We start from the raw sequence: 16,449 nt of genomic DNA, 5'->3' as shown, positions 1-16,449 counted from the left end.
GTGCAACTGGTACTGGACAAGATCAGCAGGAAGCAGGGGGCTGACGATTTTTTATATCCGATGTCGCTGGCGTTGGTGCCGGGCGCCATCAACGTCTTGCTGGGCACCACGCGTGCCGGCAAGACGACCCTGATGCGCGTGATGGCGGGGCTGGACAAGCCCAGCGGGGGCACCGTCACGGCCGACGGCGTCGACGTGACGGGCGTGCCCGTCAGCAAACGTAACCTGGCCATGGTGTACCAGCAATTCATCAACTATCCGGCCTTCACCGTCTACGACAATATCGCTTCGCCCTTGCGTTTGCGCAAGGTGCCCGAAGAGCAGATCCGCGCGAAAGTGCTGGCGCTGGCCGAGCGCCTGCACATCACGCCCTACCTGCAGCGCACGCCCGGAGAATTGTCGGGCGGGCAGCAGCAGCGCACGGCGCTGGGGCGCGCGCTGATCAAGGATGCGTCCCTGCTGCTGCTCGACGAGCCCCTGGTCAACCTCGATTACAAACTGCGCGAGGAATTGCGCCGCGAATTGACGGAACTGTTTTCCAGCGGCAGCACGACGGTCGTGTACGCGACCACGGAACCGCTGGAAGCGCTGCAACTGGGCGGCCACGTGGCCGTGCTGCACGAGGGACGGCTGCTGCAGCAGGGACCGACCCTGGACGTCTTCAACGCCCCCAATTCCATCGATGTGGCGCGCACCTTCAGCGACCCGCCCATCAACCTGATTCCCGCCCGCGTGAGCGCCGATGGCGTGGCGCAGGCAGCCGACGGCCTGGCCATCCACCTGAGCGGCGCACAGCGCGCCCGCCTCGGCGAGCGGCGCGACGTGATCCTCGGCGTGCGCGCGCACAGTCTGCATCTGTCTCCCCAGTCCGAAGGCGACGTGGCCATCGCAGCTACGGTGGACCTGGCGGAAATCAGCGGCTCGGAAACCTATGTGCATGCGCGCCGCGGCGAGCTGGCGCTGGTGGCCCAGCTCGGCGGCGTGCACAATCTGGAGATCGGCAGCGCCTGCACCGTGTATTGCCAGCCGCATGCCTTGCTGATCTTCGCCGACGATGGCGGGCTATTGTTCGCTCCTGTGCAAGGAGGGGTGTGACATGGCGCGCATCGAACTGGTGGACCTGGCTCACGCCTACAAACCGAACCCGACGGCACCCGCCGACTATGCGCTGCGGCCCATGAGCATGGAATGGCATGACGGCGGCGCCTATGCCTTGCTGGGGCCGTCCGGCTGCGGCAAGACGACCTTGCTCAATATTATCTCCGGTCTCGTGAAACCGTCGCATGGCAAGGTGCTGTTCGACGGCAAGGATGTGACGCAGCTGCCGACGGAAGCACGCAATATCGCGCAAGTGTTCCAGTTTCCCGTCATCTACGACACCATGACCGTGCACGACAACCTGGCGTTCCCGCTGCGTAATCGCGGCTGGAAAGAGAGCGAGGTGAAAAAGCGCGTGCAGCAGGTGGCGCAGATGCTGGAATTGACGGGCGACTTGAAACTGCGCGCCAGCGGCTTGTCCGTGGATGCCAAGCAAAAGATTTCGCTGGGACGGGGGCTTGTGCGCCCCGACGTGGCGGCCGTGCTGTTCGACGAACCGCTGACGGTGATCGACCCGCATTTGAAATGGCTGTTGCGCAGAAAGTTGAAGGAGATCCACCACGAACTGAAATTGTCCCTGATCTACGTCACGCACGACCAGGTGGAAGCGCTGACCTTTGCCGACCAGGTGGTCGTCATGACGCAGGGCGAAGTGGTGCAGACGGGCAGCGCGCAGGCGCTGTTCGAGGAACCCGAGCACACCTTTGTCGGCTATTTCATCGGCAACCCGGGCATGAACTTGCTCGATTGCACCCTGGACGATGGCGGCGTGCGCGTGGCGGGGCAGCTACTCGCCGTGTCCGCTTCCGCCCGCGCGGCCCTGGCTGGCGCGCAAGGGAAAATCTCGCTGGGCGTGCGGCCGGAATTCGTCGCATGCCTGAAGGCGGGCGAGAGCGGTGCGGGTAGCGATCATTGCCTGGACGCCACGGTGACTGCCGTGCGCAATATGGGTACGCATTACCTGGCGGAATTCCAGCTGGGCGGCGCGACGGTGGCGGCCAAGCTGCGCACCATCGATGCCGTCGCCGGTGATGCTGTGCGGCTGCATTTTCCGCCGCAACGCACCCTTTTCTATGTCAACGATAAGCGGGTGGCCTGATGATACATAACGGTAAAACCGATAATAACCGCCGCGCCTGGCTGCTGATCCTGCCCGTGCTGCTGTGCGTGGCCTTTTCCGCCATCCTGCCTCTGATGACGGTGGTCAATTATTCCGTGCAGGATATTCTGAGCCCCACGCAAAAGGTCTTCGTGGGCACCGAGTGGTTCCGCATGGTCATGCTCGACGGCGACCTGCACAGCGCCTTGCTGCGCCAGCTGCTGTTTTCCGGCTCCGTGCTGGCCATCCAGATTCCGCTCGGCATCTTGATTGCCCTGTGCATGCCGGCCGATGGCTGGAAGGCATCGCTGGCGCTGGTGCTGATCGCGCTGCCCTTGCTCATTCCCTGGAACGTGGTGGGCACCATCTGGCAAATCTTCGGCCGCGGCGACATCGGCCTGATGGGCTATACCCTGAATCAATTGGGATTCGACTACAACTACAACGGCAATTCGCTCGACGCCTGGCTGACCGTGATGGTGATGGATATCTGGCACTGGACACCGCTCGTTGTGCTGCTGTGCTATGCGGGTTTGCGCGCCATTCCCGACGCGTATTACCAGGCGGCACGCATCGACGGCGCCTCGCGCCTGGCCGTGTTCCGCTACATCCAGCTGCCGAAACTGCGCAATGTGCTGATGATCGCCGTCTTGCTGCGCTTCATGGACAGTTTCATGATCTACACGGAACCGTTCGTGCTGACGGGCGGCGGACCGGGCAATGCCACCACGTTCCTGTCGCAATACCTGACGCAAAAGGCCGTGGGCCAGTTCGACCTGGGGCCGGCCTCGGCCTTCTCACTGATCTATTTCCTCATCATCCTGCTGTTCTGCTTTGTGCTGTACACGTGGATGCAGAGAGTCGGCACGGGAGACCAGAAATGATGCACAAGAAAATGAGCAGCACCATCCTCGTCGTCTTCTTGCTCGCGTCCCTGTTGCCCATCTACTGGATGCTCAATATGTCGCTCAAGACCAACGAGGAAATCGTGGGCGTGCTGAGCCTGTGGCCGCAGCAATGGACGTTCGCCAACTACCACACGATTTTTACCGACCGTTCCTGGTACAGCGGCTACATCAATTCCATGATTTACGTGGCCTTGAACATGGTCATGTCCGTCACCGTCGCCTTGCCGGCAGCCTACGCTTTTTCCCGCTATAACTTTGTCGGCGACAAGCATTTATTCTTCTGGCTCTTGACCAACCGCATGACGCCGCCCGCCGTTTTCCTCGTGCCGTTCTTCCAGCTGTATTCGACGGTGGGTCTGATGGATACGCACCTGGCCGTGGCGCTGGCGCACATGGTGTTCAACGTGCCGCTGGCCGTGTGGATACTGGAAGGTTTCATGTCCGGCGTGCCGAAGGAAATCGACGAGACGGCGTATATCGACGGCTACAGCTTTCCCCGCTTCTTCATCCGCATTTTCTTGCCGATGATTAAATCGGGCGTGGGCGTGACGGCGTTCTTCTGCTTCATGTTCAGCTGGGTGGAATTGCTGCTGGCGCGCACCTTGACCTCCGTCAATGCCAAGCCCATTGCTGCCACCATGACGCGCACCGTGTCGGCGGCCGGCATGGACTGGGGCGTGCTGGCGGCGGCCGGCGTGCTGACCATCGTGCCCGGCGCGCTGGTGATCTGGTTCGTGCGGCATTACATAGCCAAGGGTTTCGCGATGGGGAGGGTGTGATATGGAAAATAATACCGATAGCACAGCCAGCCTGTTCGGCTGGATGGCGTGGACGCCGGAAGTGGCCATCTTCTTTATCTGCATCGGCTTGATGCTGGCTGGCATGACGGTGTGGCAAATCCGCTCGCCCAGCATCGAACGCAAGGGCTTCCTGCCCATGCCGACGACGCGCGGCGACCGCCTGTTCATCGGCTTGCTCACGGCGGCCTACGTGAATCTGGCCTGGGCGGGGTTCACGGAAATGCAGCAGGCGATAGGCGCCGCCATCAGTTTTGTCATTTTATTAGTGGTAATGCGTTGGGGATGACCGGCTTGCCGGTGTTGATGGAGGCCGGACCGTCAGCAGGCGGCCGGCAATAAAATAAAAGGAGATTCACGATGAAATTGAAGTTCACGGTCTTCGCGGCTGCGGCCATGCTCGTGTCGAACGCGGCCCTGGCCGACGCCAAGCAGGCGCAAACCTGGATCGACAAGGAATTCCAGCCATCCAGCCTGAGCAAGCAGCAACAGCTTGCTGAAATGAAATGGTTCATCGATGCGGCGGCCAAGCTCAAAGCCAAGGGCATCAAGGAAATTTCCGTGGTCTCGGAAACCATCGACACCCACGTCTACGAATCGAAGACCCTGGCCAAGGCCTTCGAGGAAATCACGGGCATCAAGGTGCGCCACGACATCATCCAGGAAGGCGACGTGGTGGAAAAGCTGCAGACGTCGATGCAGTCGGGCAAGAGCATCTATGACGGCTGGATTTCCGATTCCGACCTGATCGGCACGCATTACCGCTATGGCGCCGTGGAACCGCTGTCCGACTACATGGCCGCCAAGGGCAAGGAATTCACGAATCCGGGCCTGGACCTGAAAGATTTCATCGGCATCAGCTTTACCACGGCGCCGGACGGCAAGGTGTACCAGTTGCCTGACCAGCAATTCGCCAACCTGTACTGGTTCCGCGCCGACTGGTTCGCGCGCAAGGATTTGCAGGCCAAGTTCAAGGCCAAGTATGGCTACGAACTGGGCGTGCCGCAGAACTGGTCCGCCTATGAAGACATCGCCGATTTCTTCACCAATGACGTGAAGGAACTGGACGGCAAGAAAGTCTATGGCCACATGGATTACGGCAAGAAAGATCCGTCCCTGGGCTGGCGCTTCACCGATGCGTGGCTGTCGATGGCTGGCGCGGCCGACAAGGGCATTCCGAACGGCATGCCGGTCGACGAGTGGGGCATCAAGGTGGCGGCCGACAAGTGCACGCCCGTGGGCGCGTCGATGTCGCGCGGCGGCGCCACCAATTCGCCGGCGGCCGTGTTTGCGCTGACGAAATATATCGACTGGATGAAGAAATACGCGCCGCCGCAGGCGAACGGCATGAATTTCTCGGAATCGGGCCCCGTGCCGGCCCAGGGCGAAATCGCCCAGCAAATCTTCTGGTACACGGCATTTACGGCCGGCATGACGAAACCGGGCTTGCCAGTGGTCAACAAGGACGGCACACCGAAATGGCGCATGGCGCCGTCGCCGCACGGCCCGTACTGGAAAGAGGGCATGCAGAACGGCTATCAAGACGTCGGTTCCTGGTTCCTGTTCAAGTCCACGCCCGATGACCGCAAGGCCGCCGCCTGGCTGTACGCGCAATTCGTCACGTCGAAAACCGTGTCGCTGAAGAAATCCATCGTCGGCCTGACCTTCATCCGCGATTCCGACATCCGCCACGATTATTTTACGAAGCACGCGAACGAGTACGGCGGCTTGATCGAGTTCTACCGCAGCCCCGCCCGCGTGGCGTGGACGCCGACGGGCAACAACGTGCCCGACTATCCGAAGCTGGCCCAGCTGTGGTGGAAGAACGTGGCCACGGCCATCACGGCGGAAAAAACGCCGCAGGCCGCCATGGATAACCTGGCCGAGGAAATGGACCAGGTCATGGCGCGCCTGCAGCGGGCCGGCATGAAGGCGTGCGCGCCCAAGCTCAATCCCAAGGTCGATCCGAACCAGTATCTGTCGGACCAGCACGCGCCATGGAAAAAGCTGGCGAATGAAAAGCCGAAGGGTGAAACAATTGCCTACGATAAATTATTGCAGGCTTGGAAAGAGGGCAAGGTAAGGTAGTCGTGTAGACTTCTGCCGCCGCTTTCCCGGGGCACGGGCGCATGTCCGTGCCCTTTTTTCACTGTATAGCCGTAGTAGCGACCATGACCAAATACATACTTGCTTTAGACCAGGGCACCACCAGTTCGCGCGCCATCCTGTTCGACCATGCGGGCCGGCCGCACGCCAGCGCGCAGCGCGAATTTCGCCAGATTTTCCCCCAGCCCGGCTGGGTCGAGCATGACGCGGGCGACATCTGGGCCTCGCAAGAGGGCGTGCTGCAGCAGGTGCTGCGCGACAGCGGCGTGGCGGCAAGCGACGTGGCCGCCATCGGCGTGACCAACCAGCGCGAAACGACGGTGCTGTGGGACCGCGCCACGGGCGAACCCGTCGCCAACGCCATCGTCTGGCAAGACCGCCGCAATGCCGCGTTCTGCGAGCTGCTGGTGGAGCAGGGCAAGGCGGACGTGATCCAGCAAAAAACGGGCCTCGTGCTGGACGCCTATTTTTCCGCCACCAAGCTCAAATGGCTGCTCGACAACGTCCCCGGCGCCCGCGTGCGCGCCGAACGGGGCGAACTGGCCTTCGGCACCGTCGACAGCTGGCTGATCTACAAGATGAGCGGCGCCCATTTGACGGACACGAGCAACGCGGCGCGCACCATGCTGTTCAATATACACACCCTGCAATGGGACACGGATTTGCTGGCGCTGCTGGACATTCCCGCCTCCCTGCTGCCCGACGTCGTGCCCTCGAGCGGCGTGGCCGCGCATACGCACGCGGCATTGTTGGGCATCTCCGTGCCCATCGCCGGCATCGCGGGCGACCAGCAGGCGGCCACGTTCGGCCAGGCCTGTCTGAAACCGGGCATGGCGAAAAATACCTACGGCACGGGCTGCTTCATGCTGATGAACGTGGGCAAGCGCCCGCTGCCGTCGAAAAACCGGCTGCTGACGACGGTGGGCTGGAGCCTGGGCGCCGGCAGCGACAAGACTGATTACTTGCTTGAAGGCAGCGCCTTTATCGCGGGCGCGGCCGTGCAATGGATGCGCGACGGCATCGGCATCATCCGCGACTCGTCCGAAGTGGAAGCCTTGGCCACCAGCGTGCCCGATTCGGGCGGCCTCGTCTTCGTGCCCGCCTTCGCGGGGCTCGGCGCACCGTACTGGGACCCGTATGCACGGGGCACCCTGATCGGCATCACGCGCGGCACGGGCAAGGCCCACATCGCGCGCGCCGCATTGGAGGGCGTGGCCTACCAGAACGTCGATGTGTTATCCGCCATGCAGGACGACGCGGGCATTGCGCTATCCGAGTTGCGCGTGGATGGCGGCGCGGCCCGCAACGACATGCTGATGCAGTTCCAGGCCGACATACTCAATGTCCCCGTGGTGCGCCCCGTGGTGACGGAAACGACGGCCCTGGGCGCCGCCTACCTGGCGGGCCTGGCCGTGGGCTTCTGGGCCTCGCAGGACGAGATCGCCGCCCAGTGGCAGGTGGGGCGCCGATTCGAGCCAAAGATGGCGGCCGACGAACGGCTGACGCGCTTGCATAAATGGCAGCGCGCGGTGGAACGCTCGCGCGACTGGAGCGAGTGACTGCTCACAGGCCTGGCCTTGCCACGCGCTTTAGCAGGCTCGGCAGCAACAGGGCCGCGCTTGCGGCGCACAGGGCGCTGGCGGCATAGGCAAAGCTCGCCGTGATCGATTGCGTTGCAAATGCCAGCGCGAAACTGCCATACAGCACCGCGCCGCACAGCGCGCCCACGCAGGCCGACAGCCAGTGGCCATGCGCCACGTCCACACGCCGCGCCAGCGCGCCAAAGGCGGTGATGCACACCCCCAGCATCAGCGCGCCAAACAGGTACAGGCTTGCAGCGGCGCCGATCGGCTCCGCATCGGCGGCGGCCATCGACGGCACGGCGCATGCGGCCACCAGGCCAAAACTGGCGGCAAAGGCAAGTATCTTCATGTTCAGGATTTCACGTAATACACAAGATAGCCCACGGTTTCCCTGGGTACGGAATACAGGTCGCGCAACTCGAAATAGGGCGCATGCACGTTGCCGCTGACGGCGATGCCGGCCCGCTCCAAAGCCAGCCGGAAGCGGGGCACGTGAAAATATTGTGTGGCGACCATGGCTGTCTTCCAGCCGTGTGCGCGCATGAGAAGCGCCGCGTTGCGGGCCGTGGCGTCCGTGGTCCAGCCTTGATTATCCTCAATGATGGCGCCGGCCGGCACGCCGCGCTTGAGCAGGTAGCGGGCCATCGATGCGGCCTCGTCAAATCCTTCCTTTCCCGTCGCCCCGCTGACGAGGATGCGCGGCGCCCTGCGTTCCTGGAACTGTGTCAGCGCCGCGTCGAGCCGCGCCTGCAGGCGGGGGCTGGGCGTGCCGTCGGGCAGGATCGTATTGCCGGGCACGACGATCACGTCGGCGGGGGCCGGCTTGTCGTTGAGTCCATCGAGGACCAGGGCCGCCGTGGCCAGCAGGAAAGCACCGGCAGTACTTAAGCCCAGCACAGTTATTTTTCGCATCGTTCATCATCAAGTTGGGAATGGACGCATGATACCCGTCCATTCCCGCCGGCGTCAGTTCGCCTGCGCCTTGCGTGCGCGCTGGCTCGACAGATAAATATTGTCCTTGTCCAGCGGCTTGCCTGCGCGCACGGCATCGAGCCAGTCCTGCGTGCTGACGACGGCGGCGAAATTCGAGTGGAACACCGTGCTGAAGACGCGGTGGATTTCCTCGGCGCTGGCCGTGCCGCCCGCATTGGCGTAGGGCAGGGTGCCGGTGGCGTCCTGCAGGAACTCGACTTGCAAGCCGTCGTGCGCGGCCTGGTAGATGGTGGCGGCGTCGCAGTTGTGCGTCATGTAGCCGATCACCGTCAGGGTGTCGATGCCACGGCTCTCCAGCCAGGCGCGCAAGTCCGTGCCCGCAAACGCGCTGCCCATGCTCTTGTTGATGCGGTGGTCGGCGGCAAAGGCGGCCACTTGCGGGTGCAGCTGCCAGCCGTCGCTGCCTTTTGCAAAGATGGGTGAGGCTTCCGGCGCATCGTGCTGGACGACGATGACGGGCACGCCGGCGGCGCGGGCGGCGGCCATGGCGGTGACGATGTTGGGCAGGGAAATGTCGACGGATGGATATTCGATCGGCATGTCGCCCGTGAAGTATTCATTTTGCACGTCGATGACGAGCAGGGCGCGGCGTGGTGCGGTAGTGGTGGACATGCTTGACTCCTGAATGTTTGAAAGAGGAAGGACTTCCCCGATACAGCCATTTTCAAGCTGCACGTTGAAAACAAAAAGTGGCCCGAAGGCCTATCTGCGATAAAATCGGGCCATGCCTGCCATTTCTTCTTCTTCGCCCTTGAGCGTGGCCGTGATCGCCTTCGACGGCATGACGCCTTTCCACTTGTCCGTGCCTTGTCTCGTGTTTGGCGCCCAGACGGACGAGGCCGATCTGCCGCCTTTCCACGTGCGCGTCTGTGCCGCCGACCCCGCGCCCTTGCGCACGGCGGCCGGCTTCTGCATCACGCCCGAGTTCGGCCTGGAAGGACTGGAGGGCGCCGACATCGTCATCATGCCGGCCTGGCACGACGATTGCCGCGACGCGGCGGCGTCACTGGTCGCGGCACTGCAGGCGGCCAGCGGGCGCGGCGCGCGCATGGTGGGCCTGTGCCTGGGCGCGTTTCCCCTGGCGCAGGCGGGCTTGTTGGATGGCAAGAGCGCGGCCACGCACTGGGGCATGGCGGACCGGCTGGCGGCCCGCTATCCCAGGGTCAGGGTAGACCGGGAAGTGCTGTACGTGGACGATGGCGCCGTGCTGACGTCGGCGGGCGTGGCGGCCGGCCTCGATTGCTGCCTGTATCTGCTGCGCCAGCTGGCGGGCGCCGAGGTGGCCAACCGCGTGGCGCGCCGGCTGCTGGTGGCGCCGCACCGCCAGGGCGGGCAGGCCCAGTTCATCGAACGCCCGCTGCCCGTGTCCGGCAGCGAAGGGCGCTTTGCCGAAGTGCTTGCCTGCGTGACGGCCAGCCTGGGCCAGGCGCACAGCATCGATGCGCTGGCCGAGCGGGCCGCCATGAGCCGGCGCAATTTCACGCGCCACTTCCGCCAGGCCACGGGCACCTCGTTCAAGCAGTGGCTATTGAACCAGCGTCTGGCGCATGCGCAAAGCCTGCTGGAAAAAAGCGCGGCCTCGATCGATGTCGTGGCGCAAGAAGCCGGTTTCGGCACGGCCCTGTCGCTGCGCCAGCATTTCCGGGCCAGCTTGCAGACGTCGCCGTCGGCGTATCGCAAGCTGTTCCGGCAGCGCTTGGCCGATGGCGTGGCCTGAGTCCGGACACGGCCCTTCTTGTTGTTAATTAATGAAGTGCATTTCTAGTTGTGCTGGGATAATATTCACGCGGATTTTATATATTGACATCACCCAGCCGAAAGAGACGCGCTTGAAAAACCTATTTCCCATCACTGCACTGGCCTTCTTCCTGTTCTCAAACACGGCGCTTGCCCAGACCGGCAAGGACTGCACCGCCATCGTCCGGTCCGCGCAAGACGCGGCAGACAGGGCTGACTGGGTGATCGATGGCGATGTCGTCGATGTCGTGCGCATGCATTCGGACCCTGAGCGCCTTCATGTCAGCATTGACAATGCCAAGGTTGAATACGAGCTTGAGCGTTCGCCCCGTTTCTTCAGTGCCATGCTGATCGCCGATGCGTGTTTTTCAGAAAGCGAAAGCGCAATACCCGTGCGGGGTAAGGCCGCCGCCAGTCAGCTCGTCGGCAAGCGCATGCGCTTTTATGGCACAAAACTGACTGCAGGCGGGGGACGCCGTTTTTTCTTCGTGCAAGCCGTCGCCCCGGCCATGCCTGCCATTGCCGTGGTGCGCAAGGAATATACGGATAAAAAACAGCTGCCTATCGCTGCGCCGTTCGATGCGCAGGGCTGGACCCGGGCACACTCGGCAGATGGCGGTTTTTCAGTGGACATGCCCGGCCCTTTTTCCGATATGACGAAGGGCAGTGGCGGGCAAGCGGCGTTCATGCTGCGTGGAACCGATCATCATGGCTCCACGTTCATGGCTGTGTTTGAACGGTCCGGTCCGGGATCGAGCATGGGCGCAACGTTTGACGAGGCATATTTCAAGCCGAATGCCAATGTCACCAGGTTCAAGGGCGCCGATGCCGTCATCACGCAGGGGACTTTACCTGAAAGCAATGGCGCAAAGATCACGCATGGACTGTGGTTCCGCGTGCCTGGTGGAACGTATATGTTGAGCGTCATTGCCGACAAGGAGCATGACGCGCAGTCGTTCGCATCCCGACAGCGATTCTTCCAGTCACTGACCTTCGAATAGCATCATCGCTGGGTCCCGGCTGCCGTTGGGCAGTTGCGCGCTGACGGCGATTTGCCGCGCGATGAAGGCGGCAGGATCGAAGGCGTAGCGTTCCTGGAACGAGACGGTTTCTGCGCTCATCAGTTCGGCATACGTCTGCATCAGGGTCGAGGCGGAAAGGTAGTTGCCTTGCTCCAGATAGGTGTCGATGGCGGCCAGCAGCACGGGGTAATCGGCATTTTCCTTGCTGCCGCCGAAGTTGAACGACAATTGCCCGCAGGCACGCCAGATGGGGTCTGGTTCCCCATCCGGTACCGGCTGCGTGCGCAGCCATTGCAAAGCCTTCAATGGCGGGCCGCCAAACGACGGTGGAGAGATGATGGCCTGGATGGCCACCTTGACGGCGTCATCGATTCTTCCCGCGCGCACATACTGGCCATGCAGCAGCAACAGCGCGTCCGTATATTCGGGAACGATGGCCAGCGCCGCTTCCAGCAGCGCGATGGCCGCGTCCGGGTTGCGCTGCGCAATCAATTCCTTGGCCTCGAGATAGGCGGCGCGGGGCGAGGCGGGGTCGTCGGCCAGCGATGGCGTGGGGACGTACTCGTCTTCTGCCGTTGCGTAGGCTGACAGAAACGCCGCCAGGCTGGAAAAGTGCGGCTGCAATCGCCACTCGTCGTGCCACGTTTCGACGACGATCGGTTCGTACGCTTCGCGGCCGATGGGCCAGTACAGGCCGAACGTATCGCCATTGCCCAGCGCGCCTTCGGCGAACGGGGTGAAGCCGAGCGGTGGATACGCTGTCGTGTGTTGCCAGTTTTGTTCGACGGAGATGTGGGCGAGGTTTGCAGGTAGTTGCATGGAGGTTGCAGAGGATAAAACGCCAGTGTAGAGCAAGAGCGCATCCGCCGGCGTTTCCCATCGCAGCGGGCAAGTGAGGGGGCAGGCCCTTCAGTCGCGTTCCGGCACCGGCACGTTGAAGCCGTTCAAGGTGGTCGAGACCAGCGCGTACAGGCCCACCAGGTAGATCAGCTCGTTGGTGCCGTGCTGGCCAAAGGTGGCCAGCGCCAGGCGGTACAGCGGCTCCGGCAGCGTGCCGCCGCCGCTGAGCGCGTAGGCCAGATCGTAGGCGATGCTCTCATGCTGGTCCAGGTCGACGGGCTTGACGTTGGCCACCAGCGTGGCCAGGCGCTCGTCCGACATGCCTTCGCGCTCCGCGACGGCGATGTGGGCATAGATTTCATAGGCGGCGTTGTAGCGCGCGCCGACCACCAGGATGGCAATCTGGCGCACGTTATCGGGCAGCGTGGCGTTGGCCGTCATGGCCAGGGTCAGGTCCCAGATGGCCTTGCCGATGGCCGGTTCGTGCAGCCACGGATTCCATGGTCCCATCAGGGCGCCGTCTTCGCGCACGGCGATGAAATCGTTGAAATTGCTGGTGATGCCTTTGCGCATATCGTCGTACAGCGGCTGCTGTTCGGGCGTCAGGTCTTGCGGAGCGATCAGGGGCAGGCGCATGGGAACTCCTTGCTGGGTAGGTGAGCGGTGGGCGGCGGGAGCCAGCAGCCAGTATAGCCAGCCAGCGTGGCAGGCGGCGCCCGTTCGCTGTGCGCCTACTTGCGCGGCTCGTGAATGCGGAATTTCTTCACGACGCCTGCCTGGTCGAACATGACGGCCACTTCGCGCGTGCCTTTTTCGCCCAGCAGGGGGATCAGCCGCGTCACCTTGGGCGCTTGCAGCTGGTTCTTGTAGACCCAGACTTCATAGCCGGGATCGAAGCTGACGACGGTGGCGTTGCCCAGAGCCGCGTCGAGGTCGAGGCGGGTGGTCTTGCCGACCTTGATGTTTTGATAGATGGCGCCGTTGTCGGGCGCGCGGTTGACCTTGTATTCACTGGCGGTGCACATGGCCACGGCCAGGCCCGCGAGGCAGGAAGCTGCCAGTTTGATCAATGTGTTCATAGGGACTCCCGGTGTGCATCACTGCTTCCAATCTCAGAGGGGACGGGCGTGATGTCATGCCGGGAGTGTGCTTGCGTCGCCGCGAATGTGCTACAAGATTATACAAAGGCGCAAAAAATGATGCCGGCGGTGCCGGCTGACGGTACTTTTACCGGTTCTGCAGCACGTCGGTCGACAGTGCCAGGGTTTCCTTGATTTCTTCCATCACCACATAGCTTTTCGATTGCGCGGCGCCCGGCAGCTGCAGCAGCATGTCGCCCAGCAGCTTGCGGTATTCGGCCATTTCATGGATGCGCGCCTTGATCAGGTAATCGAAGTCGCCCGACACCAGGTGGCATTCCTGCACTTCGGGAATCTGCAGCACTTCGCGGCGGAATTGCTCGAAGGCGGACGCCGACTTTTGATTGAGAGTAATCTCTACAAAGACGAGCAGCTTGGCGCCCAGCGCGGCCGGGTTCACCTTGGCGTGGTAGCCCGTGATGACGCCGTCGCGCTCCATGCGCTTGACCCGCTCGATGCAGGGCGTGATGGACAGCCCCACCTGTTCACCGAGGTCTTTCATCGAGATGCGGCCATCCTGTTGCAGGATGCGCAGGATGTGGCGGTCCAGCTTGTCGAGGCCACGTGCCGATTCTTTAAGGATTCTCATGATTTATTGCTGAATATCTCGATTTATACGTGAACAAATACTGGCTCTTTCCCAATATGATAGCGGTTAATCTGGCGTCAGCCTAAAAAAATATAATGAGGAAACTATGCGTATCGTGATTCTGGGTAGCGGCGTCATCGGCGTCACCAGTGCTTACTATCTGGCCAAGGCAGGACATGAAGTGACCGTCATCGACCGCCAGCCGGGCCCCGCACTGGAAACCAGCTTCGCGAATGCGGGGCAAATCTCGCCCGGCTACGCTTCGCCATGGGCGGCGCCCGGCATTCCCCTGAAAGCCGTGAAATGGATGATGCAGCGCCACGCGCCGCTGGCCATCTCGCTCGACGGCAGCGCCGCCCAGCTCAAATGGATGTGGCAGATGTTGCGTAATTGCACGCCGGAAGCGTATGCCGTGAACAAGGAACGCATGGTGCGCCTGGCCGAGTACAGCCGCGACTGCTTCAAGGTGCTGCGCGCCGAGGCCGGCATCACGTATGAAGGCCGCCAGCAAGGCACGATGCAATTGTTCCGCACGGAAAAGCAATACAACGACGCCGCCAAGGATATCGAAGTGTTGAAAGACGCGGGCGTGCCGTACGAAGTGCTGCAGCGCAATGAGTTGTCGCGCGCCGAGCCGGCCCTCGAAGCCGTCAAGGACAAGCTGTTCGGCGGTTTGCGCCTGCCCAACGATGAAACGGGCGATTGCCAGCTGTTTACCACGCGCCTGTCCGAGATGGCCGAGGCGCTGGGCGTGAAGTTCCGCTATGGCGTCTCCATCGATGCATTGCTGACGCAGGGCGATGAAATCGCCGGCGTGCAATGCGGCGCGGAAATCGTCAAGGCCGATTCCTATGTCGTGGCGCTCGGTTCCTACTCGACGGGCTTCATGAAGCCGCTGCTCGACATCCCCGTGTATCCATTGAAGGGGTATTCGATCACCGTGCCCATCGTCAACGCGGCCAAGGCGCCCGTGTCGACCATCCTTGATGAAACCTATAAAATCGCCGTGACGCGTTTCGACGACCGCATCCGCGTGGGCGGCATGGCGGAAATCGCCGGCTACAACCTGAACCTGAATCCGCGCCGCCGCGAAACCCTGGAAATGGTCGTCAACGACCTGTTCCCCGGCGGCGGCAACACGGCCGAGGCGACGTTCTGGACGGGCTTGCGCCCGATGACGCCGGACGGCACGCCGATCGTCGGCCGCACGCCGCTGCGCAACCTGTTCCTGAACACGGGCCACGGTACCCTGGGCTGGACCATGTCCTGCGGTTCGGCGCAATTGCTGGCCGACCTGATGTCGTCGAAAAAGCCGGCGATTCTGGCCGACGACCTGTCCGTCAGCCGCTACAGCGGCGCGCAGCGCGGCGGCAAGTTGCAATACGCGGGAGCCTGAGATGGCGGGAAGCATGCCTCCAAAGGAACGTAGCGGCGCCATCCTGACGGTGGACCTCGATGCCGTGCGCGCCAACTACCGCTTGCTGCGCGACAAGGCGCACCCGGCCGCCTGCTCAGCCGTCGTGAAATCCGACGCGTATGGCCTGGGCGCCGCGCAAGTGGGCGCGGCCCTGTATGAAGAAGGGTGCCGCCATTTCTTCGTGGCCCACCTGGAAGAGGGCATCAGCCTGCGCCCGCACGTGGCGCCGGACGCGGCCATCTTCGTGCTGCACGGCCCACCCGTCGACACGGAAGGCGAATTCACGGCCCATGGCCTGACGCCCGTGCTCAACAGCGAGCCGCAGGTGGCGGGCTGGCGCCGGCACGCAGCAGCGCTGGGCACCACCCTGGACGCGATCGTGCAGGTGGACACGGGCATGTCGCGCATGGGCTTGTCGCCGCAGGAAATCGACGGCTGGCTGCTGGACCCGCACTTTCTCGACGGCATCAATGTGCGCTATGTCATGAGCCACCTGGCTTGCGCCGACGAGCGCGCCAACCCGATGAATGGCGAGCAACTGGCCCGTTTCATCGCCATTCGCGCCCGTTTGCCGCAGTACCGCGCCAGCCTGGCCAATTCCTCGGGCATCTTTTTGTCGCCCGATTACCACTTCGACCTGGTGCGCCCCGGCGCGGCCCTGTACGGCATCGGACCGCAGGGCGGCGAACCGAATCCGCTGCGCTCCGTGGTGCGGCTGCAAGGCAAGGTCTTGCAGACACGCACGATCGCCGCCGGCGACCACGTGGGCTACAGCCGCCGCTACACGGCCAGCGAGCCGCGCCAGGTGGCCACGGTTTCCGTCGGCTACGCCGATGGCTGGCTGCGCAGCATGAGCAACCAGGGCCTGGCCATTGTCGATGGCGTGAAAGTGCCGCAGATCGGCGCCATCTCGATGGATTCCATCACCCTGGACGTGAGCGCCATCGCCGAGGAACGCGTCGCGCCGGGCAGCCTGGTCGACCTGATCTGCGCCGAACATCCGGTCGATGCCGTGGCGGCCATGGCCAATACCATCGGCTACGAGGTATTGACGAACCTGGGCGGGCGCTACTACCGCGAGTACCGGGGCCTGGCACGTTAGCGCACCTGCCAAAACGCCC

Annotated in this window: 18 protein-coding genes; 11 read left to right on the top strand and 7 right to left on the bottom strand. The window is 62.9% G+C overall.

What is annotated here, in order from left to right:
* The 7 genes from AC1RBA_RS06050 (at nt 1) to glpK (ending at nt 7,567) form a co-directional block, all read left to right on the top strand.
* Entirely contained in the window at nt 1-1,095 is a 1,095-nt protein-coding gene (locus AC1RBA_RS06050; RefSeq protein ID WP_121669955.1) for an ABC transporter ATP-binding protein, read from the top strand.
* A 1-nt stretch (nt 1,096) separates the two neighbouring features.
* Nucleotides 1,097-2,197 carry an ABC transporter ATP-binding protein gene (locus AC1RBA_RS06045; protein ID WP_492417212.1) on the top strand — a complete coding sequence of 367 codons (1,101 nt, stop codon included), beginning with the start codon at nt 1,097-1,099 and terminating at the stop codon, nt 2,195-2,197.
* Nucleotides 2,197-3,081 carry a carbohydrate ABC transporter permease gene (locus tag AC1RBA_RS06040; protein WP_034754965.1) on the top strand — a complete coding sequence of 295 codons (885 nt, stop codon included), beginning with the start codon at nt 2,197-2,199 and terminating at the stop codon, nt 3,079-3,081. Before AC1RBA_RS06045 ends, AC1RBA_RS06040 begins: the two co-directional genes overlap by 1 nt.
* Complete coding sequence (locus tag AC1RBA_RS06035; RefSeq protein ID WP_414654679.1) at nt 3,078-3,884, top strand: carbohydrate ABC transporter permease; 807 nt, start codon at nt 3,078-3,080, stop codon at nt 3,882-3,884. The genes AC1RBA_RS06040 and AC1RBA_RS06035 overlap by 4 nt, the downstream gene beginning before the upstream one ends.
* A gap of 31 nt (nt 3,885-3,915) precedes the next feature.
* On the top strand, nt 3,916-4,191 hold the full coding sequence (locus tag AC1RBA_RS06030) for a DUF2160 domain-containing protein (protein WP_070222334.1): 276 nt from the start codon (nt 3,916-3,918) through the stop codon (nt 4,189-4,191).
* Between the two features lie 71 nt (nt 4,192-4,262).
* On the top strand, nt 4,263-5,990 hold the full coding sequence (locus AC1RBA_RS06025; protein ID WP_034779106.1) for an ABC transporter substrate-binding protein: 1,728 nt from the start codon (nt 4,263-4,265) through the stop codon (nt 5,988-5,990).
* A gap of 83 nt (nt 5,991-6,073) precedes the next feature.
* On the top strand, nt 6,074-7,567 hold the full coding sequence (glpK, locus tag AC1RBA_RS06020) for a glycerol kinase GlpK (protein ID WP_492417210.1): 1,494 nt from the start codon (nt 6,074-6,076) through the stop codon (nt 7,565-7,567).
* A 4-nt stretch (nt 7,568-7,571) separates the two neighbouring features.
* On the opposite strand, the gene AC1RBA_RS06015 is transcribed toward glpK, so the two are convergent.
* The 3 genes from AC1RBA_RS06015 to AC1RBA_RS06005 are packed head-to-tail and all read right to left on the bottom strand — an operon-like array spanning nt 7,572 to nt 9,196.
* Nucleotides 7,572-7,940 (bottom strand): hypothetical protein, encoded by a 369-nt coding sequence (locus AC1RBA_RS06015; RefSeq protein ID WP_492417208.1) that lies wholly within the window; start codon nt 7,938-7,940, stop codon nt 7,572-7,574.
* Between the two features lie 2 nt (nt 7,941-7,942).
* Nucleotides 7,943-8,503 carry a YdcF family protein gene (locus tag AC1RBA_RS06010; RefSeq protein ID WP_492417206.1) on the bottom strand — a complete coding sequence of 187 codons (561 nt, stop codon included), beginning with the start codon at nt 8,501-8,503 and terminating at the stop codon, nt 7,943-7,945.
* Between the two features lie 54 nt (nt 8,504-8,557).
* Nucleotides 8,558-9,196: a cysteine hydrolase family protein gene (locus tag AC1RBA_RS06005; protein ID WP_492417205.1), complete on the bottom strand. Its 639-nt coding sequence runs from the start codon at nt 9,194-9,196 to the stop codon at nt 8,558-8,560.
* A 139-nt stretch (nt 9,197-9,335) separates the two neighbouring features.
* On the opposite strand from AC1RBA_RS06005, the gene AC1RBA_RS06000 reads away from it, so the two are divergent.
* Nucleotides 9,336-10,301, top strand: a complete 966-nt coding sequence (locus tag AC1RBA_RS06000) for a GlxA family transcriptional regulator (protein WP_492418120.1) — start codon at nt 9,336-9,338, stop codon at nt 10,299-10,301.
* Nucleotides 10,302-10,413: 112 nt separating this feature from the next.
* On the top strand, nt 10,414-11,322 hold the full coding sequence (locus AC1RBA_RS05995) for a hypothetical protein (RefSeq protein WP_492417203.1): 909 nt from the start codon (nt 10,414-10,416) through the stop codon (nt 11,320-11,322).
* Here the strand turns inward: AC1RBA_RS05995 and AC1RBA_RS05990 are convergent.
* The 4 genes from AC1RBA_RS05990 to AC1RBA_RS05975 all read right to left on the bottom strand — a co-directional run bounded on the left by AC1RBA_RS05990 (nt 11,305) and on the right by AC1RBA_RS05975 (nt 13,911).
* Nucleotides 11,305-12,162: a tetratricopeptide repeat protein gene (locus AC1RBA_RS05990; RefSeq protein ID WP_492417202.1), complete on the bottom strand. Its 858-nt coding sequence runs from the start codon at nt 12,160-12,162 to the stop codon at nt 11,305-11,307. The genes AC1RBA_RS05995 and AC1RBA_RS05990 overlap by 18 nt on opposite strands.
* A gap of 90 nt (nt 12,163-12,252) precedes the next feature.
* Entirely contained in the window at nt 12,253-12,819 is a 567-nt protein-coding gene (locus AC1RBA_RS05985; protein ID WP_492417200.1) for a carboxymuconolactone decarboxylase family protein, read from the bottom strand.
* Between the two features lie 95 nt (nt 12,820-12,914).
* The gene (locus tag AC1RBA_RS05980) at nt 12,915-13,262 is read right to left on the bottom strand and encodes a hypothetical protein (protein ID WP_070222194.1); all 348 of its coding nucleotides are present in this window, start codon (nt 13,260-13,262) and stop codon (nt 12,915-12,917) included.
* Between the two features lie 148 nt (nt 13,263-13,410).
* A complete protein-coding gene (locus AC1RBA_RS05975) occupies nt 13,411-13,911 on the bottom strand; it encodes an Lrp/AsnC ligand binding domain-containing protein (protein WP_070222192.1) in 501 nt (166 codons plus the stop codon).
* Between the two features lie 106 nt (nt 13,912-14,017).
* Here AC1RBA_RS05975 and AC1RBA_RS05970 point away from each other — a divergent pair, with 106 nt between their 5' ends.
* Together AC1RBA_RS05970 and alr are read left to right on the top strand one after the other, a co-directional pair.
* On the top strand, nt 14,018-15,307 hold the full coding sequence (locus AC1RBA_RS05970; RefSeq protein ID WP_070222191.1) for a D-amino acid dehydrogenase: 1,290 nt from the start codon (nt 14,018-14,020) through the stop codon (nt 15,305-15,307).
* 13 nt (nt 15,308-15,320) lie between these two features.
* The gene (gene alr / locus AC1RBA_RS05965; RefSeq protein WP_227742002.1) at nt 15,321-16,430 is read left to right on the top strand and encodes an alanine racemase; all 1,110 of its coding nucleotides are present in this window, start codon (nt 15,321-15,323) and stop codon (nt 16,428-16,430) included.
* Nucleotides 16,431-16,449: the final 19 nt, after the last annotated feature.

The sequence above is a fragment of the Janthinobacterium sp. GW823-FHT03B06 genome (assembly GCF_058796955.1).
Note: the sequence above shows the minus strand (reverse complement) of the source record. Positions and strands in the feature narration are given on the sequence as shown.

Excerpts from the sequence above, each read along its gene's own strand:
- AC1RBA_RS06045 (WP_492417212.1), top strand. The coding sequence starts at position 1,097 with ATGGCGCGCATCGAACTGGTGGACCTGGCTCACGCCTACAAACCGAAC.
- AC1RBA_RS06040 (WP_034754965.1), top strand. The coding sequence starts at position 2,197 with ATGATACATAACGGTAAAACCGATAATAACCGCCGCGCCTGGCTGCTG.
- AC1RBA_RS06035 (WP_414654679.1), top strand. The coding sequence starts at position 3,078 with ATGATGCACAAGAAAATGAGCAGCACCATCCTCGTCGTCTTCTTGCTC.
- AC1RBA_RS06025 (WP_034779106.1), top strand. The coding sequence starts at position 4,263 with ATGAAATTGAAGTTCACGGTCTTCGCGGCTGCGGCCATGCTCGTGTCG.
- glpK (WP_492417210.1), top strand. The coding sequence starts at position 6,074 with ATGACCAAATACATACTTGCTTTAGACCAGGGCACCACCAGTTCGCGC.
- AC1RBA_RS06015 (WP_492417208.1), bottom strand. The coding sequence starts at position 7,940 with ATGAAGATACTTGCCTTTGCCGCCAGTTTTGGCCTGGTGGCCGCATGC.
- AC1RBA_RS06010 (WP_492417206.1), bottom strand. The coding sequence starts at position 8,503 with ATGCGAAAAATAACTGTGCTGGGCTTAAGTACTGCCGGTGCTTTCCTG.
- AC1RBA_RS06005 (WP_492417205.1), bottom strand. The coding sequence starts at position 9,196 with ATGTCCACCACTACCGCACCACGCCGCGCCCTGCTCGTCATCGACGTG.
- AC1RBA_RS05990 (WP_492417202.1), bottom strand. The coding sequence starts at position 12,162 with ATGCAACTACCTGCAAACCTCGCCCACATCTCCGTCGAACAAAACTGG.
- AC1RBA_RS05985 (WP_492417200.1), bottom strand. The coding sequence starts at position 12,819 with ATGCGCCTGCCCCTGATCGCTCCGCAAGACCTGACGCCCGAACAGCAG.
- AC1RBA_RS05980 (WP_070222194.1), bottom strand. The coding sequence starts at position 13,262 with ATGAACACATTGATCAAACTGGCAGCTTCCTGCCTCGCGGGCCTGGCC.
- AC1RBA_RS05975 (WP_070222192.1), bottom strand. The coding sequence starts at position 13,911 with ATGAGAATCCTTAAAGAATCGGCACGTGGCCTCGACAAGCTGGACCGC.
- AC1RBA_RS05970 (WP_070222191.1), top strand. The coding sequence starts at position 14,018 with ATGCGTATCGTGATTCTGGGTAGCGGCGTCATCGGCGTCACCAGTGCT.
- alr (WP_227742002.1), top strand. The coding sequence starts at position 15,321 with ATGCCTCCAAAGGAACGTAGCGGCGCCATCCTGACGGTGGACCTCGAT.